Consider the following 23408-nt stretch of genomic DNA (forward strand, 5'->3'; position numbering starts at 1 on the left):
TCCAGACGGAAGAACCCGCTCCGATCGCACCCGGCTTTGTGCCAGGTCCCGCCGTCGCCATAGCTCAGTTCCAGCCCGACCGCGCCGGCCCGGCCGGCACCGGCCTCACCTGGCAGGGGTACTGGATCAGCAGCAGCGCCTCGCTCGCGTCTCCGGCCGGAGCCTTGGAGGTGAAGTCCCCTGGGTGCTGGTGGTGGAGGAGTACGGGGTGAAGGGCACAGCACGCGTGCCGGTGACGACCACCGGCCCGCGGCCGGGGGCGTCGCACACGGTGGTGAAGATCCCATGGCCCGGGCGGGTGCCGTTCTGGGAAAGCGTCAGCTGCCGGCTGGTGGCACCGGTGGTCTCCTGGTTGAGACCGACATGGTTGCGGCTGCCCCAGGCCGGCACGCCCACGTACAACGCGCGCCGGTACGGATCTGCAGACGGTAGGCGTCGGCCTGCTGGTTCCAGCGGACGTCCTGCGGTCGTCACCCTCTGGTCTCCCTCACCTCCGTGCAGCATCCGCGGGACGTTTTCGTGATCGGCAGCGACCCCCGGCGCTCCGTGAACCACCTGGCAGACGACCGCACGACCGTAAACACTCCCCGACATCACCGGCCACCCACCTGCTGGCCGCTTCGGCGGCAGGCAGGCGCGTGTCGCGCCTCAGCCGACGTGGTCGTTCACGGACTGGGGCGCCAGTGCCGCATCAGCCGGACCGGCCATGCGACGCCATGTGGCGTCCGACGACCTGTGAATGCCCCGCGTCGACGACCGGCGAAGGGGGCACCTTTCCATGCACACACGGGCATCCAAGGCGCGTAAGTCGCTGCGGCCCTGCAACCTGGGAAACGTCGGTAAGCGGCCACCAGTAACGTGGTAGTGACGCTGCCATTGACTCCGGCTCTCTGCGGCGCGCACCGCAGGGAGAGGAGCCAGCCGTTGAGCTTGTTCCGCTTTCACGGACACCAATGGTGTGGTGGTCAGGCTGCGTGTGCCGTCTGGTATTCGGCAGGGCTGCGGTAGCCGAGGCTGCTGTGCAGGCGGTGCAGGTTGTACAGCTCTCGATGAAGTCGAAGATCGCGGTGCGGGCGGCGGCCCGGCTGGGCCAGGCGCTCGTGTCCAGCAGCTCACGCTTGATGGTGGCGAAGAGCGACTCGGCGAGCGCGTTGTCCCAGCACTGCCCGGTTCGGCCGACCGACAGCCGGATGCCGAACTCGTCGGCCAGGGCAGCAAACTGCTGGCTGGTGTACTGGCAGCCGCGATCCGAGTGGAAGATCACCGGACGGGTGGGGCGACGCTGCCGGCACGCTGCCGTGAGGGCCTCGGCGACCAGGTCGGTTCGCAGGTGGTCGGCGGTGGCCCAGCCGACGACGCGGCGGAGGTAATGTCGATGACGGTGGCGAGGTAGAGCCAGCCTTCTTCGGTCGGCATGTAGACATTCGATGCGGAAGAACTGGCAAGCGACCTCCGTTGGGAATCCTGCCGGGGCTGTACCCCAGATCTTGGATGTCCGTCAAAGCGGATCAGCCCAAGGCCGGGTAGTTAGCCTGGACTCCGCGTACAACGGCGGGCCATGCGCGGAGGTGTTGGAGGAACACGGTCTTGTCGGCGAGATCGCCGCCAAGGGCGTGAAGGCTCCCATCCAGGTCGGGCGCCGCTGGGTGGTCGAACGCACCCATTCCTGGATGAACGGGTACGGCGAACTCCGGCGCTGCTTCCAGCGCACGACCGAGACCGTCGAGTTCTACCTCTACCTCGCCGCCGCGTTCGTCACCGTGCGTTGTTTGATCCAGCAGGCCCGCAACCGCTACCGATGGGACACCCGACCAGAAGTCCGCCGCCTGAAATGACGCCCATCCTGGGTCGCTCTATGGCTGGTACACGTGTGGCGTGGTGGTGCTCAGGACGGCGAACCCGAGGCGTTGCAGGATCGGGCGGCTCTGGCTGGAGGCATCAACTTGCAGGTAGCGATAGCCGAGTTCGGCGGCGATGCGGGCTCGGTGGGCGACCAGTGCCCGGTAGATGCCCCGGCCTCGCCACGCGGCCACAGTGCCCCCGCCCCAAAGGCTGGCGAAGTCGGTGCCCGGGTGCAGTTCCATCCGCGCGGCGCACACCGGCAGGTCACCGGCCGTCGCGACGACCATACTGAAGGTTTCCGGCTTCCCGGCCAGTTGGGAGAGCATGCGGTGGCGAAGCCGGACGGCGCTCGTGCCGAACGCCTGCTCGTGGACGTCCGCCGCGAGATCCACACCGGATGGGCCGGTGACCGACTGCAAATGGACGCCCTCAGGTAGTTCGACGTCGGTGGAAAGTTCGTTGATATCGGCGACCATCAAGGTCTCCTCAGACTCGGGGGAGAACCCCGCAGCCCGCAGCCGCCCGGCAAGGTCACCGGGCTGATCGTGACCGTACAGTTTCCACTCGAACTCGCGCCCCAGCGAGGCGAAATGCTGAACTTGTGCCGCGATCGCCCCGTCCGCCGTGGCCTCGTTCAGATCACACCAGACGACGCCGTTCCAGTCATCGTTGCCGGCGCCGACCTGCCGCACCACGTCACCGATCCGCTCGACCCGCGCCCCAGGATCATCGGCCCGCGCCTCCTGCCGCATCTGTCGGTCGAACAGGGCAAGTACCGCTTCATGATCCATCCGCCCACTCCATCATTGAACAGACGGAGGCAGCAACTGGATTTCCCGGCCCCCCGGCCCCTCATGCGGCGGTCGTTCGTACAGCGCACGACCGAGACCGTCAAGTTCTACCTCTACCTCGCCGACGCGTTCGCCACCGTGCGTTGTTTGATTCAGCAGGCTCGCGACCGCTACCGATGGGACACCCGAGCAGAAGTCTGCCGCCCGAAACGACGCCTACCCTCGGTCGCTCTTATCCGCGGCAACCGTGTCCGACCACGTAGGGGGCCGACAGGCCGCGGACGCCCATCTGCCGGATATGCCCCGATACGATCGTCGGTGGCGGGCCACTCCCCCGAATGTGGCCCGCCACCGACCGCCGTGCCTACGCGTAGGCCACCGGATAGCCGTGCCAGGCGCCGTAGTAGTTGGTGCTGCTGGACGGGTTGTCCTCGACCATCCTGAGGTTGCTCAGCACACCGGACACGTACTCGGTGTTGCAGTAGCCGTTGACCGGGCTGGACGTCTGGTAGGCGCTCGACGCGGTGGTGTAGTAGCCGCCCCACACCGAGTGGTTGTCGTCCTCACCGTCGCAATAGTCGAACGACGTCCCGTCGTAGGCGTGGGTCGCCCAGTCGTTCCCCTGGTAAACATCGCTCGCGCTTGCCGGCGCCGCTCCTAGGGTGATGCATGCCGCGCTCATCGTCAGGGCGCTGAGCACCGTGGTGATCGTCCGTCGCATATCTGGTCCCTTCCTCGGTTGCGGATCGTGCTGGATGGTTCTTTTCGTTCTCACCCGGAGCCGTCCCATGTGCCTTCGGCCGGCGTGGAGTGGGACGGTTTCGTGGAGAGAGCTTCGGTGACGTTCTCCGCACGGATCTCCTGCTGGTCCTGCAGCCGATCGAGTTCGGCCGTGTGGGGGCCCATGAGCCGGCGCTGGTGCTGGGCCGTCACTGTGACGAGAGTGGGCAGGTAACGGGCTTCGTGCTGGCACCGGATGTCCGTCGCGGCCACGGTGAGTTCCGTTTTCGACGGCGCTTGGTGGTGCTTCCACAGGGGGTCCTGTGAGGCCGCCTTCGGCGAGGCGTAGTCGTGCCCGGCACGCTCCATACAGGATTTCCACGCGCGCAGTACGGGCTTCAGGCGAGGGTCCTCGGCGGTCGATGCCACCGCCTGTACCGCCAGCCGGGCGGGAAGGTTCCGGTCCGCCTCGGGGGCACCCCGGCCCAGCCGCCCGGCTGCCTCGGCCCGGCACCCGTCCTTCGGAACGCGTTCACCCCCGAATTCGGGTGTCATGCCGTACAGCACCTTCTCCACGTCGGGAGGGACGTCGACGTGCCGGGCCGCCAGGATCGCTCCCACCCGCGGATTGTGCGTACTCCAGGACGGGACCTGGTACCCGTAGCGCGAGGCCTGCTCGGGGTCCACCACCCCGAACCGCTCGGCCTGCCTCGATGCGGCCATACGCCGGCCGATATCGAGGGCCGACTCTCCCGGCCCATCCCAGCGCAGTCCGAACCGGGCCAGACAGGCCCGCTCCAATACCGCCTGGGCGCGGTCCGACCTGGCCTGCTCATCCGGGGACGGCATGTAACTGTCCAGGGGAAGGGCGGGCCCCGTCGCCGACACCGGAACGGGATCCAGCGGCTGCTCCGCGTTCCTCGAGCCCTGCTGGGCACCGCATCCCCCGGCGCACACGAGGACCGCGGCCACTCCGGCCGCCCAGCTGATACGTCGCATCGTGCTCCCCCTCTCACCTGCGGGTGGTCGTGGTCATCCGTGGTGCCGTCGCTCGAGTACCTCGTCCTCGACAGTGACCACATTGCTCGATTGACTGGGGGCGAACCTTGGGAAGACCTTGAATCGGCTGGTGAGCCCGGTGTTCCGTGACACCGCGACGAAGAGGAGGATGCGCAATGGCAGTGGAGTTCGGCTTGCTCGGCACGATCGAGGCTCGCGTCGACGGCCGTCTGGTGGACGTGGGGCACATTCGACAGCGGAGCGTGCTGGCCGCACTGCTCACAGACGCCACCCGAACGGTGCCGGTCGACGAACTCGTCGACCGGGTGTGGGGGGACCGGGTGCCCCAGCGGGGCAAGGAGACCCTCTACGGCTACATGTCCCGTCTGCGCCGCGCACTGCGTCCGGCCGGGGAGGTGCGGATCGTGCGCCGTCCGGGGGGCTACGTCCTGGAGGTGGATCCGGCGACCGTGGACATGCACCGGTTCCGGGGCCTGGTCGCGCAGGCCCGGACGGCCGGCGACGAGCAGGCGGCGGCGATGATGCGGCAGGCGCTGGGGCTGTGGCGAGGGGAACCGTTCGCCACGGTGGACACCCCGTGGTTCCACGATCTGCGGCAGGCCCTGGAGCGGGAACGGTTCTCGGCCGAACTGGAGGGTACCGACCTCCGATTACGGAGCGGGCTCCATGGCGAACTGCTGCCCGAACTCACCACCCGCCATGCGGAGCACCCGCTGGACGAGCGTCTGGGCGGTCAGCTCATGCTCGCGCTCTCCCGCAGTGGCCGCCCCGCCGAAGCCCTGACGTGCTACCAGGGAATCCGCAGACGGCTGGCGGAGGAGCTGGGCATCGATCCTGGAGCGCCACTGCGGCAGTTGCATCAACGAATCCTCAGCGGCGACCCGGCACTAGCCCTTCCGGACCCGACCCCGAACGCGGACCTCGCCCCACGTGGTGTGCGCAGTATGCCCACTCCTCGTCAACTCCCCGCACGATTCGGGCTGTTCACGGGCCGCGAGCAGCAGCTCGCGGAGCTCGACAAGGCACTGGACTCGCCGGACGAGCCGGGTGGGACGGTGGTGATCTCCGCGATCGGCGGCAGCGGCGGGATCGGCAAGACCCGGCTGGCCCTGCACTGGGCGTATGAGCGTCTCGACCGCTTCCCGGACGGTCAACTGTATGTGGACCTCCGCGGTTTCGATACCTCAGGGGAGCCCGTCGCGCCCGCCGTGGTGGTCCGCGGATTCCTCGATGCGCTGGGCGTGGAGTCCGGAGCCGTGCCGCTGGACCTGCAGGCGCAGTCTGGGCTGTACCGGAGCCTGGTCCAGGAGAGGCGGATGCTGATCGTGCTGGACAACGCCGCCGACGCCGAGCAGGCGGCCGCACTGCTGCCGGGTGGCGCCGGCTGCGTGGTGCTGGTCACCAGCCGTCGGAGGCTCGTGGGGCTGGCGAGCGCCCATGGGGCACGGCTGGTGACACTCGACGTGCTGTCCCACCCCGAAGCGCGAGAACTGCTGGTCCGTCATCTGGGGCAGGACCGGACGGCGGCCGAGCCGGATGCCGTCGCCGCCCTGCTGGAGCACTGTGGAGGGCTGCCGCTGGCGATCAGCATCGTCGGCGCCCGTGCCGCGGTCCACCCGGACTTCCCGCTCGCCGTGCTGGCCGAGGAACTCAAGGACGAGTCGGCACGGCTGGACGCGCTGGACGCCGGGGATCTCACGGCCGATGTACGCGCTGCTTTCACTGTGTCGTACCGCGCCCTGACCGCCGGGGCCGCAGAGGTGTTCAGGCATCTGGGTTTGGCATCGGGCCCGGAGATCGGGCAGGCCGCCATAGTGAGTCTGGTCGCCCGGCCGGTCAGCGCCGTGCGCGCGGCGCTGAGGGAGTTGGAGAACGCCCATCTCGTCCAGCAGCCCGTCCCGGGCCGCTACCGTCTGCACGATCTCGTCCGCCTCTACGCGGCCGAACGAGCACGAGAGGAATCCGCCGGTAGCGGCGACGAGGCGTTGCTGAGGCTGGTGGACTTCTACCTCCACACAGCCTGCGCCGCCGCGGCCCTGCTGGATCCGCACCGGGACCGGATCCGCCTGGTCACAGCCATGCCCGGGGTCACGCCACAGGAACCGGCGGACCACGGCGCGGCCCTTGACTGGTTCACCACCGAGTACGGCGTGCTGCGGAGCACCATCGATATGGCGGCGGCGGCCCGCTTCGACAGGCAGTCCTGGCAGTTGGCCTGGGCCATGGAGACGTTCTTCGACTACCGCGGCCACTGGCACGACTGGGTTACCAGCCAGCGCATCGCGCTCAAGGCGGCAGAGCGGATCGGCAACCGGTCATGGCAGGCTGCGGCGCACCGCAGCCTCGCGAGCGTCCATACCCAGATGGGCCTGCCCGACGGGCACCACCATTTCCGTCAGGCACTGGACCTCTACCGCGAGTTGGGCGATCTGGTCAGTCAGGCCCACACCCACCGCGGCTTCGGCTGGCTGTGCGACCAGCAGGGCCGCCGACGCGACGCACTCGATCATGCCCAGCAGGCACTGGCCCTGTACCAGCGGACCGGCCATCTGGCCGGTCAGGCCAAGGCGCTCAACAACGTCGGCTGGCTGCACATCACGCTCAGCGAGCACCGGGCGGCGCTCGAATACTGCGCGCAGGCGGTGGACCTCAACCAGAAGATCGGCGACCGGCACGGCGAGGCAGGTGCATGGGACAGCCTGGGCTACGCGCACCACCACCTCGCCGAGTACACCGCGGCCCTCGACTGTTACCGACGCGCCCTGGAACTGGACCGTGGGTTCGGCGACCGGTACGGCGAGACGGAGATCCTGAACCATCTCGGCGACACCCATCTCGCCGCCGGCGACCCAGAGCAGGCCGGGCTGGCCTGGCGCCAGGCCCTGAATACCGCCGAAGAGATCGGCCATCCCGCCGCCGAGGAGCTCTGGAGCAAGCTCGGCGGCCTGTCCCAGGCCGGTCCCGCAAGGAGAGGCTCTGACTGAAGAAGGCGGCCCGGAGCCTTGGAAGCTGTTTGTCTTCCGAAGGTGGCCGTTTCATTTTCGCTGGTCAGGCACGGTTGTGAGGTCTTGGCGGCAGGGCAGGGGATGACGTGTCGTGCCGTCTCTGCGGTGGAGGTGCCGGGTGCCTTCGGCTTTGGGGCTGTTGGAGCAGCGGGAGGGGGCTGCCCGGCAGCGGGGAACGGGCCTGCAGGCCGAGTTGCGGGAGGCGGAGGCCGCGTGGCAGCGGTTCGTGATCGCTTGTGGCGCTTCGCGTATCAAGGTCTTCTCGTCGTTGGAGAGTACGTACTCGTCAGGGCCGAGGGGTTCGCCTTCGTATGATCGGGCCTACAGATCAAGGACGCGCTGGGCCTTGGCACGGAAGTCCAGGTCCTGGATGAAGATCCAGGACGGTACTGCCAGGGCTTGAGCGCGTCCTCGCGCCGACAGCGGCTCGCCGTGGCCGCCGAGATGCTGTCGGTGATCTTACGTGCGGTCAGCTCAGCGGCCGGTTCCCTCACGACCGGCGCGACAACGCCACCCCGGTCTCGGCGGGTGACTTTCAGGCCGGCTCTTGGTCTCGGCGATCTGCACTGGGGTGAAGCGGGCCGGGCGCCCTGAGCGGTCACGGTCGGCCAGGGCCGACAGGCCGCCGTGGGCGAACCGGCCGCGCAGGCACCAACCGAGCCCAGGTGCAGAACGGTCTCGCGGGCGATTCGCGCGTTGGAGTGTCCCCGTGCCACGTGCAGGATTATCTGCGCACGGCACCGCAGCCGGTGCTCGGTCTTGTGGCCATAGGCCATCTCCTTGAGTCGTTCGGGCCCGGCAGCGGTTGGGACGACCGGGCAGGCCGACGCAAAGGGCATGGCAGGCGGGCCGATCGGGAGCAGCGGAACACGACGGGTCGCAGCCCTCCGGGCCCGCGCATTGTCCGACTCAGCTTTCCGCGACCGCCGACTCGAGCAGGGACAGCGTCTGATTGTCGGCGTTCACGTGAGCGACGATGCCGATGGGCAGCGGCAGGTTCGGCGAGGTGTGACCGAAGTCGACCTGTGCAAGGACCGGGATGTCACGTCGGCCCAGGACGTCGAGTACGACGTCGCGTAGATCTGCGCGCTCTCCGCCGCCCTCGTAGGGCGTGACCTCGGTCGGGAGGCCGACCACCATGCCCGCGATCCGGTCCAGCACGCCGGACAGCCGCAGAGTATGCAGGTCGTTCCAGATCCGCGAGACCGGCCGCTGCAGTTCCTCCCAGAACAACACGGCGCCCTCGAACCGTTCTGGGGCCAGCGCGAACGGTGTCGCCTGCAGTAGGACCAGGCGGTTCAGCAAACCGCCGAACAGCGGTCCCTGCGCGCGGCCCGGCCGCCAGGTTTCCCAAGCTCCCGCCGCCGGCAGTGTGCCCGGCGCCTCGGCCTTGGTGAGTACACGGGTGTAGAGATCGACGAGCTCGGAGCGACGGGCCTGGTCACCCAGCGTGTACCAGTCGCTGCCGAAACCGTGAGTGGCGATGTCGGCGTGGAAACCGACCAGGCCGGTCTTGGCGTAGAACGCCATGTGCAGCAGCGAAATGTCGCTGTAGCCGAGGATCGGTTTCGGGTCTGCCCGGATTGCGTCCAGGTCGATCAGATCAAGGTAGCCGATGGTCGCCTGACCACCGGTGTGCGCGACGATCGCCCGCACCTCCGGGTCCCGGAGCAACGCATTGAGTTCGTCGGCCTGCTCCGCCGGAGTGCCCGCCGCCCACCAGCGCTTCCGCGCCGGGTCGACCATCGGGCTGACCCGCACCCGGAAACCCATCCGCTCGAGTATCGCCACACCGCGGGCGAGCAGCGGTTCCTCACCCGGCTCAAGCTGGCCCGAGGGCGCGGTAACGACGACGAGGTCGCCGGAACGTAGTGCCCGGGGCCGAAGGATCACAGACATGGGGTCTCCTCGTTGATCAACAACGCTGGGCAGCAAGTCCGGCACCGTCGATATTCCGCCCTCTCCGACGTGATCAAGCCAAGCCCCGGAAACGCCGCTGGGCCCACCGATCGCCTCCACGCGGACACCTTCGGCCGTGCATGGCAGCCCCGCTTCGCCACCGCAGACCGCCAATGGACCGATGTGGAATCCGGCCCCCATGTCAACCTCCGAAGGAATTTCGGAGCCGACCACTACGACGTCGTCTCATGCGGTGAGTCCGCGGCAGCAGATGAGGCTGCGGGCGATAGCGGTGAAGGCCAGAAGGTGCTCGGCCTTGTGGTCGTAGCGGCGGGCCCCCTCCCCGCGCGGCCCGCCCTCTGCGGGCCGCCATCCCACCACCGGCCCAGCGCAGCGGCTCCCAGGCCGCCTCCGCGACGGCCGGAGAGGCGGGCGCACCCCGCGCAGGGGCCAGCTACGCCAACACCCCCATACAGGAGAAGCCAGACCGGCAGGAGAAGCCAGACCGGCAGACGCCCGCAAAACCGCCCGTGACCAGGGAGAATGCAGCTCGGCCGCCGGACTGTGCGCAACCCCTGCCACGACGCCGCAAGCGGCCTCTAGCCCGCGATGCCCACCGCAGCCCACAGCGCGCGGCCCCGCCCCGGGGCCGCCGCAACCGCTGGCCCGGGCCCCGGGCCAGCAGCGCGCTCTCACCCCGCCCAGCGGCGGGGAGCGATCCCTCCGGAACCGGCCCTCTCCATCCTGTTTCGTGGATCCAAGGGGCGGTTCCAGGGGAAGTCAGAGCCACAATCCTCACTCACCACCGGGTCTGGCCTGCGGCAACATGCCGGTGAGTCCCAGCAAAGCCGCAGGTGATGGCGCAGGTAATGGCGCAGGCGTTGCCACAGGTGATGTCGCAGGCGTTGTCGCGGACCGGAACCAGGGTGCACGCGATGGTGCACGGGATGGTGCACGCCATAGCGCAGGGGATAGTGCACGGGATGGTGCCGGGTCTGCCGGGACGTCCGCCGTGCCCTGCCGGGCATTGACTCTGGCCAGCAGACGACGCATGACACCCCGGGGGGATCAAAGGGGTGACCGGTCGTGGCGGCGTACCACTTCACACTGGCCCGCATCGTGCACGCAGGACCGATCACCGCACACGCGACCTTGAACGAATGAGCCCACGGACAGATCACCGTCCCCGTGCCCACCCTCGCCCTCTCCCAGATCAGCGGACTGACCCAACAAGAACTGGCCGGAGCGGTCTTCGAGGTCATGGCCAACACCGCCGCCGCCACCGACACCGACGTCAACCCGCACAGCTGGCTCCTCCTGTCCCGCCGTGACAGCGAACCCCGCCTCGCGGTGGCGCGATCGCGGAGCGAAGCAGCCACCTGACCGGGGCAGTTCGCGCCCCGCGCCGGCACCGCGCCGTCCTTCCCTGCGGCTATCGCGCCAGGAAGAGGTGTCGCCGTCCCGCACCGGCTTGCCCACGGCCATGACCAGCAGCAACACCCCTGTCGCCAGGGACGGGTGTTCCTACCTTCGGTCCTACCCACGGCCCACCCCCGCAGCCAACCGTGCAACCCACGGTCCAGCCCCCGGTCGGAACAACCCCCGACTCGGGATAAACCGGAGTGCGGCCATGCACCTCCGCGCTCCTCCGGACTTTCCGCCGCTGACCAGGCGGCCCGCCGAGTCACCCGATGGACGGCTGCCGGGTGGCAGAGGCATCAGCCGGTGAGCACGCTGTGACTGGTGCATCCAGAGGGCTTGGCCCCCCACCCCTCCAGCCCTCCACCACCCGGGCCCCCGCCGCCTATCACCACGTCACCGGCGGGGGCCCTCCTAAAACGTCGCATCTACGGCACGGTGCCAAAATCGCAGGTCGGCCCTGCCGGACACTCCACGATGCGGTAGGCGCTGCACACGCGGGAAGGCTGTATATATGCGGTCCCCGTCCTGCTCGTCTCCCGGGCCGGGAGCGAGCGGCCATAGCAGGGCCCTCCTGACACTCGCGCAGGCTGTGCCCTTCGTGATAGCGCTGGGCGTGCTGGGAATCGAACTGTCACCCGCACACGTCCTGATGACCGGCCCCATCCTCACTGCGGCGCCGGCGCTGGCAGCCCTGACGATGGGCCCCAAAGGCACCCTGTCGGCGGCGGCTGTCGCTCTGGCCGTCAACGTGACCAGCGCCACCTACAACCACGCATGGGGCACCCACCTGGTTTTCGGCAATCTCGTGGGCCTGCTGGTGGTCTCGGTCGCCAGCGTGATGCTGAGCAAGACGGTGCGCGCGCGCCGGCGCAGCGAACTCGATCAGGTTCGCCGGATCGCCGTGGCGGCACAGGAGGTCATCCTGCGGCCTGTCCCGGCGCGGCTGGGCCCGGTACGGGCGGCCAGCTTGTGCCTCGCGGCGGGAACGGGCGCGCAGGTCGGCGGTGATCTGTACGAGGCGGTGCAGACACCGTACGGCGTCCGGCTGATCGTGGGAGATGTCCGCGGCAAGGGCCTGAACGCCATGCGGGCGGTCGCAGTGGCACTGGGCGCCTTCCGGGAAGCCGTGCACTACGAGGACGACCTGGTGAAGGTCATGGACCACTGTGGGGCCGCACTGCTGCGCGAGGCGGACGTGCCCGGGGCGTTCGGGCCAGAAGTCGCCTTGGAGGGATTCACCACTGCCCTGCTGGCCCAGATCCCCGACATCCCGGGCGAACATGTGGTGGAACTGATCAACCGTGGCCACCCGCCCCCGCTGCTGCTCCACCACGGCACCGTGCAAGCCCTCACCCCCTCCTGCCCGCTACCGCCCTTCGGCCTGGAAGACCTCTACACCGGCCCTCCGCCCAAGCCCAAGAGCTACCCGTTCCTCCCCGGCGACCGCCTGCTCCTCTACACCGACGGAGTCATCGAAGCCCGCAACCACGACAACGAATTCTTCGCCCTGCCCGAAGCCGTGCAAGCGCTCCACATGTGCACCCCGAAGGAGTTCCTCGAACAACTACATCAGCAACTGCTCCACCACACCGAAGGCCACCTGGCAGACGACGTAGCAGCCATCCTCATCGACCGCCCCAACGACGAATCCGACAACCCCACCCACCGCCACGAGACAAGTTGACCGCCCACGGGCGGGGCGGCCGGGGGCAGTCAGGGCAGGCGGTCGTTCAGCTGCGGGGGCCGCTCGCGTCGTGGTAGCCGAGTTCGAGGTAGCGGGTGCGGGTGCTCCAGGAGCCGAGGTCTGGCGTATTGGCCAGGACGTCGTGCCAGGGCCGGGTGCCGGGAACGGCCGCCTCGCTGGAAGCCGCCACCTTGCCGGAAGCCCGCTTCCCGGAAGGGGCCCCCTCGTCGTGCGCGGGCAGCAGATGGCCGGGACGCCCGGCCCAGAGTCGCACTCTCGACCGCGCCTCGGACTCCCGGACCGGCTCCCACAGACCCACCGAAAACATGCCGGCGAGCTGGTGCATGGCGATGAAGCTGGCCACGCCTTCCTCGGGGTCCGAGCGGTCCGGGCGCTCGGTGAGGGCGTGCCACAGGATGTACATGTTCGGGAGCCGTACCTCGGGCTGGAAGCGGTACACCAGCCGCTCCAGCCTGATCGAGCCGATGCGCGGCAGCGATACCCGGGTGAGCGGGACCACCTCACGCTCGCCGCCGGTCCAGGTCAGCGTTTGGTTGCGGCCCATGTAGCCGGGCTCGTTGAAGATCGTGACGTGAAGGCGTTCCCTGCGATCAGGCCGGCGGTTGTGCAGCAGGCCCGCGCCGGCGACGGCGCAGGCCAGGCCCGCCAGGAAGATTCCGGTCCTACGTTTCATCGGGACGCTGCACCTCGCTTTGTGACGGGACGGGCGCCTCCATCATGCGCCCCCGACCGGCCGTTGCTCTACCGTCAGACCCGATCCCAAAGAGCTCTTTGGGACCCCGCAGCCCGCTGACCACACGCTGCCCTGCCCAACTCGGAGGGTTGTCAGGGCCAATGGCGCGGCAGCGGCGGCCCCGCGGCATCGTTCAGACCTCTTTAAGTTCACTTGACCAGGTCGTAGCGTCCCAGGAGGTGGAAGGCATTCCCCTTCGCCTGGAACAGGAAATACAACGCGCCACGGTCCGGATCGAGGCTGTGGGTGTCGTCGGTGGCGAAGCGGAGAGTTTTGGCGAGTCCCTGGTAGGTGACGTCGAACAGGCGCTGGGCCACGGCCCCTGGTCCGATGTCGGCCGTCTTGCCCAGTCTCTCCAGGGTGCGCGCGACCAGTCCCACGGCGTCGTACGCTTCCGGGGACCAGCGCCCGGGTGCCGTGCCGTATCTGGCGCGGTAGGCGGTCCTGAAGGTGCGGGACACGCTGCCGGGGTCGGTGAACGGGGTACCGAACAACCAGTCCTGGCCCGCAGTACCGGCTTGCTGGAGGAAGGCCGGGCGCATGATGCGCCAGGTGCCAAGGCGCGGTCCTGTGAAGCCCGCGTCGGCGAGTGCGGGGGCGCAGCGTGCGGCGCGCTCGGGCGATGTGCCGCTGAAGACGACCGCCTGCGCTTTGGCGGCGAGGGCGGCGTGGACGGCGGGAGCGAAGTTGTCGCTGTCGGCCGGCACGGGGTGGATGCTGGTCGTGCCCTCGTGGGGCGGCGTCTGCGCGATGACGTTGGTGAGGTCCGATCCCGTGCGGCCCGCCGCCCGGTCGTCGATGACGGCGGTGCGGTCGACCGGTCGTGCGGCGGTCAGATAAGCGGCCAGCGGCAGCGCCAGGTAGGACTCGGGTGCGCGGGTGACGCGCAGGGTGCGGAGTTTGGACGGTGTGAGTCTGTCGTCGTCGAGGGAGATCAGGACCATGGCCGTGCTGGCGTTCTGGTAGAGCGGGCCGGCGGCGAGCGCCGCGGTGGCCGTGTTGGGTCCGAGGACCGCGCTCACCTTGGCCTCGGTGAAGCGCTGGGCCACCTGCTTGGCGCGGGTCGCCTCGCCCCGGTCGTCGATGGTGTGGAGGGCGAGGCGGAACGTGATGCCAGCGCGCGCGTTGTGCTGCTCCACGGCGAGTCTCGCCCCCCGTTCCTGCGCCACGCCGTCCGCCTTGTTTGCGCCGCTGAGGTCGGCCTGGAAGCCGAGGGTGTATACGGGAAGGGCGCCGCCCGAGCCCTCTGTGCCCCCTCGGCCGGCCGCCAGATAGGCGGCGGCCCCGCCGCCGGCGGCGACCACGGAGGCCGCCGCGCTCCCCAGCAGCAGCACGCGCCGTCGGGTTGGAGAGCGGGCGTCCTTCGCGGGCGACGACGCCGGGTCGGCGGCCGGGTTGTCGCCCGCCGGTTGCCGTATGGCGCGTTGAGGGGTGGGCACGTCCAGCGCTCGTGCGGAGCGTTCGGCGACCGCCCGCAGGACCGCGGGCGGCAGCCAGTGCGCCCTTGGTGCCTCGGGCATTTCCCGCGCGAGTAGGGCCCGCGGGTCACCGAGCGCTGCCGCGACCTCGGCGGCCGTCGGCCGGCTGGTCGGGTCCTTGGCCAGGCAGGCCCCGATCGGAGCCTGGAGCTCGCCGGGGACGTCCGCCAGGTCCGGCTCCTCGTGGACCGTACGGAACAGGACGCCCGCTGCATATCCGGTGCCGAACGGGCGCCGGCCCGAGGCCGTGTACGCCAGGACGCAGCCCAGCGAGAAGACGTCGCTGGGCGGGCCGACCTCTCCGGCGCGGGCCTGGGCCTGTTCCGGCGCGAGGAAGCCGGGCGTGCCGATGACGGCGTCGGGTGCGGTGAGGGCGGTGGCGCCCGCGGCGTGGGCGATGCCGAAGTCGATGAGGCGGGGGCCGTCCAGGGCGAGCAGGACGTTGCCGGGTTTCACATCACGGTGCACGACTCCCGCCGTGTGGACGGCGGTGAGCGCATCGGCCAGCCGGAAGCCCAGGGTCCGTACGGCGGCGACGGGTAGCGCGCCGAAGCTGTCGACCGCCTCCACGAGCGAGGGTCCGGGGATGAACTGCGTGGCCAGCCAGGGCTCGCCGGCCTCCGTGTCGGCGGCTACGATCGGCACCAGCCAGGGCCCGGTCAGGCCGCGGACCGCCGTCACTTCGCGCCGGAATCGGGTGCGGAAGGCCGGGTCCGCCGCGTGTTGGGCGCGGATCGTCTTGAGGGCGACGAGCGCCCCGCCTGTCGTGCGGGCGAGGTAGACGACGCCCATGCCGCCCGCGCCAAGCCGGGCCAGTAGCCGGTGCCCGCCGATGTCCTGGGGGTCGTCGGCAGTCAGGGGCTGCATCAGATGCCGACCTTGCCTTCGTAGGAGTACCGGCCGTCCTTCACCTCGGAGCGGAAGACGTCAGAGCTTTTGAGCCACCACCGGTAGTCCTTGTCGAACGCGTACGTCCGGACGAGTCCCTTGTACGTGCCCTTCTGCAGCAGGTCGTACAGCCTGGTCCTGGAGGGCCGGCCGCCTGCCTCGGTGAGGCGGGTGATGACCATGCGGGCCACGTCGTACGCCTCGGCCGCCCAGTAGGGGGGCGCGGAGCCGTAGCGCTTTCGGTAGGCGGTGGCGAAAGCGCGGACGGGGGCGGCCGAAGGGTCGATGTACGGGGCGAAGATCTGCCAGCCGTCGGCGGCGCTGCCCGCGACGGTCAGGAACTCCGGTCCGGCGGCCGGGTAGCCGAGCACGCGTATGCCGCTGAAGCCCGTCTGCGTGAGGGCGCGTGCGACGGCCGCGCCGCGGGCCGGAGTGCCCATGTAGACGAAGCCGTCCATCTGGTGCGCGACCATCTCGGCGACCACCGGGGCGAGGGTCTCGGCCAGCCGCGGTACGACCCGCGGCTGACCGGCGATCTTGAAGACGCCGAGGTACTGGAACATCGTCCGGCCGAGCTGCCAGGCCGGGATGCCCCCCTCGCGGTCGATCAGCACACTCACGCGCCGGGCGCCCTGGGTGTGCAGGGAGTAGGCCGCCGTGGCAGGCAGGCTCGTGTAGCCGGGGACGGCCTGGAGGAAGCGACCGGGCTCCGCCGTGCCGTACTCGGACTGCGCGGACGACGCCGTGATCTGGGGGACGAGCTGTGCATCGTAGCTGTCGAGGCTCGCCCCGGTGGTCGTGTCGCCGGTCGAGCCGATGACCGCGAGCAGGTCGCGGTCGGCGGCGAGGCCCTGCCGCACCCAAGGACAACCATTAACCACCAACACCGCCGGCACCCCCGCCAGCAGCACTCCCCCGACAGTGCCGACCCCGGCCTCACCACAGACCAGCAACTGCCGTCCGAACGCCCCCGGGTCCAACCGCGATCAACCCGGGGTCGAGCCCACAGCGCCGACGACCCGCCTGCGCCGCCAAACCCCCGCCCTTGCGCATCCAGGCCCAATGCGCAACAAGCCCAGCGCCCCCATTGCGCATCGCAGGCCCCGCCCCTACACCCCAATGCGCAACCCCAACCCGACCCGCCACCTCCCCCATGCGCAACCAAGCCCCACCGACACGCCCTTGCAAGGGTCCGTCGCCAGTGCTCCGGACGGGCCCTCATCTCGGTAAGGAGCGCCTCCCGGACATCGGCGGACCCCAGCCGGTCTGGAGTAGTCCACGTCGGCGGGACCGCCGCCGATTGCGGCCGCCCCAACTCCGCACAGCCCGGGCCCGACACGCTACAGACCGCCCGATGAACCCTGGAGCCCCGCAAGGCCGGACCCCGCTCCGGCCCTTGACCGATCAAGTCCAGAAAGCCTCGATGACCGTGATCTGGGGAACGGCATGGCGGCGGATGAAAGTGTAGATAAGCCATCCGCGGCCGCCCGCGAGATCGACGATGTGGGGTCCCCCGGGCTTCGTCGAGGCCAGGGGGCGGACAGTGATCCAGTGCGGCAGGCAAGCATCAGCGTCGATGCCACGGTAGTAGGGGTCCGGGGCGGTGATCAGTTCTGCGCGGGCGGCCAGGACGAGCTCTCTGCCGTCGGCGGGCATGGCGTCGAAGTCCTGACGCGCCTCTGCCGTCCAGTCCATCTGCCAGGGCGGGTGGGGAAGGTCGTCCGTCACTGGCCGGGCTTCACCATGGCTGCTTCACGCCGCAGGCGGCTGTACTCAGCCAGGAGACCGGCCGACTCCTCAGGATCCTCGCACTTCGCGGCGCGAGCTTCGAGGTCGTGCAGGTGTGCGGCAAGACGGGGGTCGCGGGCGATGGCGTACTCGGTCCACCACAGGCGCAGGAACGCGGGAACAGGGGTGAGGTTGAAAGCGTCCCCGATCGCCCGCCGCCAATGAGCCTCAAAGTCCGGCAGGAGATGAGGGGCGTGTTCCTGAATGGCCAGACGCAGAGCTTGCGGAGTCAGTTCCGGCATCGGTGGCACCCGGGGCTTGTCTCCCCCGGATCCATCGACATGCACAGGCTGGGCGGTCATGGTGTGAAGGCTCCTGGTCTTCCGGCCTGGCGCTTTAGGCCGCGTCCTGGCCGACGTCGGAGGCCGACTGCTGTGCGGCCTGCTGCTGCTCAAACCACTCGGCGGGCACCAGGTAGGCGACAGTCTTCCCTTTGCGGGTGATCGCAGCCGCCTCCCCCGCAATGCGGGTGCGGTCGAGGATCTCACCCATGGCCTTGCGGAGGTCGATTGTCGTGTACGTCCTCGTCTCCATACCCGCCACACTACCCGAACTATCATAGTTGCGATACTTACGGCTTCCGGACTCGCCGCCTCCCACCCCGCACCCGCCATAATCAAAGGTCGTTGCAGCCAACGACGACAGCCACGCCGCCCGAACCCGGTGATCCACACTGGTAGGGCCGGACTTCCTGCCCACGCCACCGGCCAACCGCAGACCACGCCAGGCCGGCTGCCGGGCCAGTACGCCGACCAAGATTCCGAATCCGCCGGCAGACAAACCAGCCGCATTCAACGTACCTGCCCCCACGGCCGTGTCGGCGCCATCACCCGCCCCGGCTACCGCCCACGCAACAGGACCGCACGTTGCCACGCGGGCGGTGCTGGTCACGCCCCCGCCAAGACCGTGCCCAGCAGGATCGCCAGATCCGCCGCCGAAGGCCGCCGGTAGTCCGGCCGGGACATTACGTGGCTCAGCACAACCTGGGCGGTAGGCCACACCGTCGCCGACCGGACCGGGATCCCGCGGGTGGCGATCGCGTGCCGCAGCCCTGGGGCGTCCAGGGCGCTCGGGTCGACGCCTGCTTCCGCGTAGGAGAGCGGCCACTCGTCGGCGATCGCGCAGAACAGGCTGGCCGCCAGTGTGTACACCTCGTCGGTGGAGGTGACGACGACGGGCCGGTGGCCGCGGTGGACCTTCCACGCCAGCTCGGGGGCGAGGAGGTGGGGCATGCCTCCGCGGAACAGGTTGGACGGGCCGAGGGTGAGCGGGTGCCAGGCCCATGAGCAGTCCAGGAACCGCACGCCGGTGGGGGTGTGCACCATTTGGTCAGGCTGGATGTCGCCGTGCACCCACCCGGCCGAGTGGAGGGCGGCCACCGCTTCGCATGCGGTAACCATGGCGTCCCGGGCGGCGCCGAGGTCGGTGGTGCCGTCGGGGACTCCGGCGAGGAGCTGCCTGGTCGACGGGCCGTCGTGCCAGGCGGTGATCATCCAGGCCCCGCCCGGGCTGCGGCCCTGCGCCATCACGGCGGAGCTGCCGAGGATTCCGGCGACCGCGGCGGACTCGCGGAGCACGATGACCGTGCCCTCAGGCCCGGCGCCGCACTTCACCGCGGCGGACCGGAGCGGGCCGGTGGCCTTCCACACCGCGCAACCGCGCCGGTCGGTGACCGGCTCCAGCACGGTTCCGTCGCCGCATGTCGCGTCTGCTGCGATACGCGCCTCAAGAGGGATCGGTGGTGTCGTCATGTCTCTTCCTTCTCGTGAGGTGCCCTAGTAGTGCTTGGTCAGGTTGGTATTGGGGTGGGTATGTCGCGGTGGCAGGTGGGGCAGGCGCCGGTCCAGGTGGCGAGGAGGATCTGCAGGTCGCGGACGACCTGGTAGAGGCTCAGGCCGGCGCCGCGTCTTTTGGGGCTCGGGCCAGTCGCTGCAGGGTGCAAAAGGCATGGGCGATGGAGACGAGGGTGACGTGGTGGTGCCAGCCGTTCCAGGTCCGGCCCTCGAAGTGGGCAAGGCCCAGGGCCTGCTTCATCTCCCGGTAGTCGTGCTCGATCCGCCAGCGGAGCTTGGCGAGACGGACCAGGGTGGTCAGCGCGGTGGTCTCCGGCAGGTCGGACAGCCAGAACTGGACCGGCTCCTTTTCACCCGCGGGCCACTCGGCCAGCAGCCAGCACGCCGGCAGCTCGACGCCGTCGGTGGCCTGCCGGATCTCACGTCCGGCGGGCCGGATCCGCAAGACGACGAACCTGGAGTAGATCCGCTTGACGCCTGAGCGGCCGGTGCCGGGCCGGGATCCCTCGCGCCACTGCACCGGCCGTGCCGCGCTCCGGCCTGCGGCGATGACCAGATCTTTCACCGAGCGGGCAGGCTGGGGGTATTTCGGCACCGGCGGCCGGCCGGTCCCGCAGTACGGCTCGGCGACCGGTGCCGCATCGCCCGGCTGGGCCGACAGCGTGCTGGAGATACCCACCACGTAGTGCATGCCCCGCGCGTTCAGGCCGAGCCGGAAGGCCGCCGCGTCGCCGTATCCGGCGTCCGCGATCGCCAGCGGCACATCGATCCCCCAGGAGCGGGTCTCATCGGCCATGTCCAAAGCGAGCTGCCACTTCTCGACATGCCCGATGTCCTGGGGGATGCCGCAGGACGTGCGGCGTGCGACCTTGTCCGGGTCTGCTTTCGGCGAGGACGGATCCCAGCTCTCGGGCAGGAACAGCCGCCAGTTCACGGCCGCCGAGGCATGGTCACGGGCCAGATGAAGCGAGACACCCACCTGACAGTTGGTGACCTTGCCCGCAGTCCCGGTGTACTGCCGTGACACACACGCCGAGGCGTTGCCGTCCTTCAGGAACCCGGTGTCGTCGAAGACCAGAGCGGTGGGCCGGATCACCGATTCCATCTTCCACGCCAGACGGGCCCGCAGATGGGCCGGATCCCACGGACTGGTGGTGATGAAGTGGGCCAGCGCCTGCCGGTTGCCGTCCTCTCCCAACCGAGCGGCCATCGGCTCGACCGACTTGCGCCGCGCGTCCGTCATCAGACCACGCAGATACACCTGCCCCCACCGGCGCTGATCCTTGCGCGCAAACGGCTCGAACACCTCCGCCGCGAACGCCTCCAACTCATCACGCACCACAGCAACTTCGTCCGGACTCACACCCTCCCAACGCCCGACCACCCCACAAGGACACGCACAGACTCAGCCGACCTGACCAAGCACTACTAGGGTGTGGGGAGTCCCGGCACGCCCATCGGCCGGGACTTCGCCTTTCCTGGGCGGGAGTGATCATGGGGTACGTCCGACTGCTGCGACGCCGCCGCGTCCTGGCTCTGTGGGGCGCGCAAGGCCTGTCGGTGTTCGGTGACCGCCTGTACGCCATGGCGATCATGTGGCTCGCGTGGGAGAAGTCCGGCGCCGCCGCGATGGGCCTGGCCGCGGTCGCCGAATCGGTGCCGTACATCGTGATGGGCACCGTCGGCCGCCGTCTGATGGACCGCTTCGCGTCGCTGCGGGCGCTCGCCGCGGTGGACGCCTCCCGGATCGTGCTCGTCGCTCTCCTACCGGTCGCCTGGAGCGTCTTCGGCCTGCCAAGCATGCTCGTCCTGGCCGTCGCCGTCGGCGCCGCGGGGGCGCTGTTCGATCCCAACCTCGGGGCGCTCGTCCCCGACCTGGTCCGCCCCAGCGAAGTGCAGGCGGTGTACGGGCTGATGGACCTCACCGGCCGCGTCGCCCGCATCGCCGGCCCCGGCGCCGCCGGCGTCCTCCTCGCTGCGATGCCGCAGAGCGCGCTGTTCTGGCTGGACGCCGCGACGTTCGCGGTCTCCGCCGCGGTGCTCGCCCGCCTCGGCCGGGGCGTCCACAAGACGGCCCCGACCGGGAAGCGCCCGGCCGTACCCGAGACGCTCAGCGTGCGCGGCCTGGCGAGGTCGCACCCGGCGACCGGCGCAGCGATCGGCGTGCACGGCGCGGCGATCTTCGCCCAGGCAGTCGCCCTGGCGCTGCCCGCGCTGCTCGCGACGATGGGCGCAGGGGCCGGGGCGTACGGGCTGATCCTGGCGACGACCGGCGCCGGGGCGCTGGCCGGGAACCTCGCCGCCGGGCACGTCCGCCTCCCGGCCCGACTCCCCGCCGCGTACTGCGCGGTGTGGGCCGCGTCCGGACTACTCCTCGCCTTCAACGGCCTCGCCTCGAACCTGCCGGTCCTCCTGGCGCTCGCCGCCGCGACCGGGTTCGTGGCCCCGTTCTGCGGCATCACCCTGCAGACCCACCTCGCCGGTTTCCCCGCCGGGCCGCGCCGCCGCCTGATGTCGCTGGACCTCACGGTCATCCGCACCGCCGGGACGGCGTCGATGCTCGTCGTCCCAGCTGTCGCGGCAGGCTCACCCACGGCCGGGTTCCTGACCGGCGGGCTCATCACAGTGGCTGTCGCTGGCATCGGCGCGGCGGCCGCCTGGTGGTGGACACGCGACGAGGGCTTGCGCGTGCCGCAGCCCGAGCCCGAAATGTCGCGGGACTGACGTCCCCTCACCCGTTCCTCCCTCCACAACGCGGAAGGCCGGGCCCGCATCTCCTCCCCCCAAGAGAGGCCACGGCCGACTCGGCCGCTCACCCCTGCGTCAGCCCATCAGCCGGTCAGGCGACGAGGCCGTGTTTTAGAACGGGTCCTCCAGCCAGGCCTCATTCCACGATGATCACCGTATGGGGCGTGGGGATCTTTCTGATGAGCAGTGGTCGGTACTGGAGTGGGTCTGTCCAACGAACGGCCCTGTCTCACATCCGGTGGTAACGCCTGGTGATGTCGAATGCGCACAGTTATAATCTCAGGTCGAGCCGTAGCAGACACCCATGAGCCACACGGAGCAGCTTCACGGTGGACGTCGCGCAGGACCCCGGGAAAGTCTCCCTCGGTCTGCAAGAGAGCACTTCAGGGCAGTCTCGTTCGATATGACTCTCCGTTACCACCGGATGTGAGACAGAGCCATTCTTTGTACAGTCCCTGCCTGGTGTGTGTCGGCGACGGTCCGCGATCACTCGTTCCGAGTCAGTCCTTGTCAGTGGCCCCGCATACGGTCTTCCTATGAATAATCAGCGGTCGTCGCTTCCTCGGATGGACAACTCCATAGTCCTCGAGGCCGGGCCACGCTCCTCGGGTGCCACCGACGTCAGTGGCGTGCTCAGCGAACGAGTCCACCGTGCCGAGGTGGAAATCTCAGGTGAGTGAGACGCCGATACACGAGACAGGAAACGTACGAGAGGTCTGGACCCGGGTGACCTCGTGGCTTGAGCGGCACGACCCCAGCGTTTTCGCTGCCCTCGGTGGTCCGAGGAGCCCGGGAGCCATCACCCTCTGAGGAGGGGGCGCTGAAGATGGCTGTCCGTAGATGCCCGACCGAGCCGGGCAGAGGAGAGGTCTGCCCGGTCGGCTGTTGGACCGGCAGTCCGGTCGAAGGGCGTCACCTCGACATGATGAAGTCCAGCGCGTAGCCGGGGGCGGTCGTCCAGTACGTGACACGCTGGCCGTCGTTGGCGTAGAGGGTATCGACGGGCATGGGGACGTCGATCGGCTTGCCGGCTGTGCTGCCAGGCTTACGGCCCTGCAGGCTGAGCGTGATGCTCTTGGCCTCGTACTCGTCCATGGGGCTGTTCACGAGCAGGGCGGCGTACGCCTCCTGACCGGGTGCGAGGGTGACGGGCTCGCCGGGCTTCGGGGCGCTGTCCTCGATGACAGGGGCCATGGTCCGGCCGGCGCCGAGCCGCACGAGCGGGTAGCGGTAGACGTTGCACTTCTTGTCGCCGGCGTTCTGGACGGTGAGGAGCAGGTGCCTGGCGTCAGTACTGTCCGCCGGCTCCTTCACGGCGGACACGCCGAGGTCCTTCTGGGAGCAGGCGGAGACGGTGACGCTGGCGCTAGTGCGGTGCGTCGCCGCCTCGCGGGTCTTCCCCTTGGCCGTCTGCGGCCCGTTGGCGGAGGCCTGCGCCGAGACTCCGTACCCGAGCACGAGGACGAGGCCCGTCGCTACAGCCACGAGGCGGGCAGCGGGGTACTTCACGTTCATGTGGGAGTTCCTTTTCGATCGTCACGAGGTCGCACGCGGCATCGGTCCGCAACTGGGGTGA

The 23408-nt window shown here is 69.6% G+C and carries 18 protein-coding genes and 1 pseudogene; 5 read left to right on the top strand and 14 right to left on the bottom strand.

Features of this window, described 5'->3' with window-relative positions; genetic code table 11:
* Positions 1-691: 691 nt before the first annotated feature.
* On the bottom strand, positions 692-1486 hold the full coding sequence (locus tag OIE69_RS01115; protein WP_326580896.1) for a DDE-type integrase/transposase/recombinase: 795 nt from the start codon (positions 1484-1486) through the stop codon (positions 692-694).
* A 40-nt stretch (positions 1487-1526) separates the two neighbouring features.
* Here OIE69_RS01115 and OIE69_RS01120 point away from each other — a divergent pair.
* Positions 1527-1835: pseudogene (locus OIE69_RS01120) on the top strand (IS5/IS1182 family transposase); the annotation flags it as partial.
* Positions 1836-1853: 18 nt separating this feature from the next.
* Here the strand turns inward: OIE69_RS01120 and OIE69_RS01125 are convergent.
* The 3 genes from OIE69_RS01125 to OIE69_RS01140 all read right to left on the bottom strand — a co-directional run bounded on the left by OIE69_RS01125 (position 1854) and on the right by OIE69_RS01140 (position 4076).
* Positions 1854-2633 (bottom strand): GNAT family N-acetyltransferase, encoded by a 780-nt coding sequence (locus tag OIE69_RS01125; RefSeq protein ID WP_326570038.1) that lies wholly within the window; start codon positions 2631-2633, stop codon positions 1854-1856.
* 364 nt (positions 2634-2997) lie between these two features.
* Entirely contained in the window at positions 2998-3354 is a 357-nt protein-coding gene (locus OIE69_RS01135) for a hypothetical protein (RefSeq protein ID WP_326570039.1), read from the bottom strand.
* A gap of 50 nt (positions 3355-3404) precedes the next feature.
* Positions 3405-4076: a hypothetical protein gene (locus OIE69_RS01140; protein ID WP_326570040.1), complete on the bottom strand. Its 672-nt coding sequence runs from the start codon at positions 4074-4076 to the stop codon at positions 3405-3407.
* Between the two features lie 452 nt (positions 4077-4528).
* On the opposite strand from OIE69_RS01140, the gene OIE69_RS01145 reads away from it, so the two are divergent.
* On the top strand, positions 4529-7357 hold the full coding sequence (locus OIE69_RS01145; protein ID WP_326570041.1) for an AfsR/SARP family transcriptional regulator: 2829 nt from the start codon (positions 4529-4531) through the stop codon (positions 7355-7357).
* Between the two features lie 930 nt (positions 7358-8287).
* Here the strand turns inward: OIE69_RS01145 and OIE69_RS01150 are convergent.
* Entirely contained in the window at positions 8288-9277 is a 990-nt protein-coding gene (locus tag OIE69_RS01150) for a S66 peptidase family protein (protein ID WP_326570042.1), read from the bottom strand.
* A 1188-nt stretch (positions 9278-10465) separates the two neighbouring features.
* On the opposite strand from OIE69_RS01150, the gene OIE69_RS01155 reads away from it, so the two are divergent.
* Entirely contained in the window at positions 10466-10660 is a 195-nt protein-coding gene (locus OIE69_RS01155) for a hypothetical protein (RefSeq protein ID WP_326570043.1), read from the top strand.
* A gap of 628 nt (positions 10661-11288) precedes the next feature.
* Positions 11289-12383, top strand: a complete 1095-nt coding sequence (locus OIE69_RS01160; protein ID WP_326570044.1) for a PP2C family protein-serine/threonine phosphatase — start codon at positions 11289-11291, stop codon at positions 12381-12383.
* A gap of 46 nt (positions 12384-12429) precedes the next feature.
* Here the strand turns inward: OIE69_RS01160 and OIE69_RS01165 are convergent, their stop codons facing one another.
* The 8 genes from OIE69_RS01165 to OIE69_RS01200 all read right to left on the bottom strand — a co-directional run bounded on the left by OIE69_RS01165 (position 12430) and on the right by OIE69_RS01200 (position 20447).
* Positions 12430-13077 (bottom strand): hypothetical protein, encoded by a 648-nt coding sequence (locus tag OIE69_RS01165; protein WP_326570045.1) that lies wholly within the window; start codon positions 13075-13077, stop codon positions 12430-12432.
* A 209-nt stretch (positions 13078-13286) separates the two neighbouring features.
* Positions 13287-15482: a bifunctional serine/threonine-protein kinase/ABC transporter substrate-binding protein gene (locus OIE69_RS01170; protein ID WP_326570046.1), complete on the bottom strand. Its 2196-nt coding sequence runs from the start codon at positions 15480-15482 to the stop codon at positions 13287-13289.
* Positions 15482-16363 (bottom strand): ABC transporter substrate-binding protein, encoded by an 882-nt coding sequence (locus tag OIE69_RS01175; RefSeq protein WP_326570047.1) that lies wholly within the window; start codon positions 16361-16363, stop codon positions 15482-15484. The genes OIE69_RS01170 and OIE69_RS01175 overlap by 1 nt, the downstream gene beginning before the upstream one ends.
* Positions 16364-16907: 544 nt before the next feature.
* Positions 16908-17231, bottom strand: a complete 324-nt coding sequence (locus OIE69_RS01180) for a hypothetical protein (RefSeq protein WP_326570048.1) — start codon at positions 17229-17231, stop codon at positions 16908-16910.
* Positions 17228-17593 (bottom strand): DUF6247 family protein, encoded by a 366-nt coding sequence (locus tag OIE69_RS01185; protein ID WP_326570049.1) that lies wholly within the window; start codon positions 17591-17593, stop codon positions 17228-17230. The genes OIE69_RS01180 and OIE69_RS01185 overlap by 4 nt, the downstream gene beginning before the upstream one ends.
* 34 nt (positions 17594-17627) lie before the next feature.
* Positions 17628-17825 carry a type II toxin-antitoxin system Phd/YefM family antitoxin gene (locus OIE69_RS01190; protein WP_326570050.1) on the bottom strand — a complete coding sequence of 66 codons (198 nt, stop codon included), beginning with the start codon at positions 17823-17825 and terminating at the stop codon, positions 17628-17630.
* A 353-nt stretch (positions 17826-18178) separates the two neighbouring features.
* On the bottom strand, positions 18179-19042 hold the full coding sequence (locus OIE69_RS01195) for a protein kinase family protein (RefSeq protein ID WP_326570051.1): 864 nt from the start codon (positions 19040-19042) through the stop codon (positions 18179-18181).
* A gap of 139 nt (positions 19043-19181) precedes the next feature.
* Positions 19182-20447 (bottom strand): IS701 family transposase, encoded by a 1266-nt coding sequence (locus tag OIE69_RS01200; protein WP_326570052.1) that lies wholly within the window; start codon positions 20445-20447, stop codon positions 19182-19184.
* Between the two features lie 131 nt (positions 20448-20578).
* Between OIE69_RS01200 and OIE69_RS01205 the strand changes: the two genes are divergently transcribed.
* A complete protein-coding gene (locus tag OIE69_RS01205; RefSeq protein ID WP_326570053.1) occupies positions 20579-21808 on the top strand; it encodes an MFS transporter in 1230 nt (409 codons plus the stop codon).
* Positions 21809-22744: 936 nt separating this feature from the next.
* Here the strand turns inward: OIE69_RS01205 and OIE69_RS01210 are convergent.
* Entirely contained in the window at positions 22745-23347 is a 603-nt protein-coding gene (locus OIE69_RS01210; RefSeq protein WP_326570054.1) for a DUF4232 domain-containing protein, read from the bottom strand.
* Between the last annotated feature and the right edge of the window lie 61 nt (positions 23348-23408).

Source organism: Actinacidiphila glaucinigra, assembly GCF_035918135.1.
Lineage (GTDB): Bacteria > Actinomycetota > Actinomycetes > Streptomycetales > Streptomycetaceae > Actinacidiphila > Actinacidiphila glaucinigra.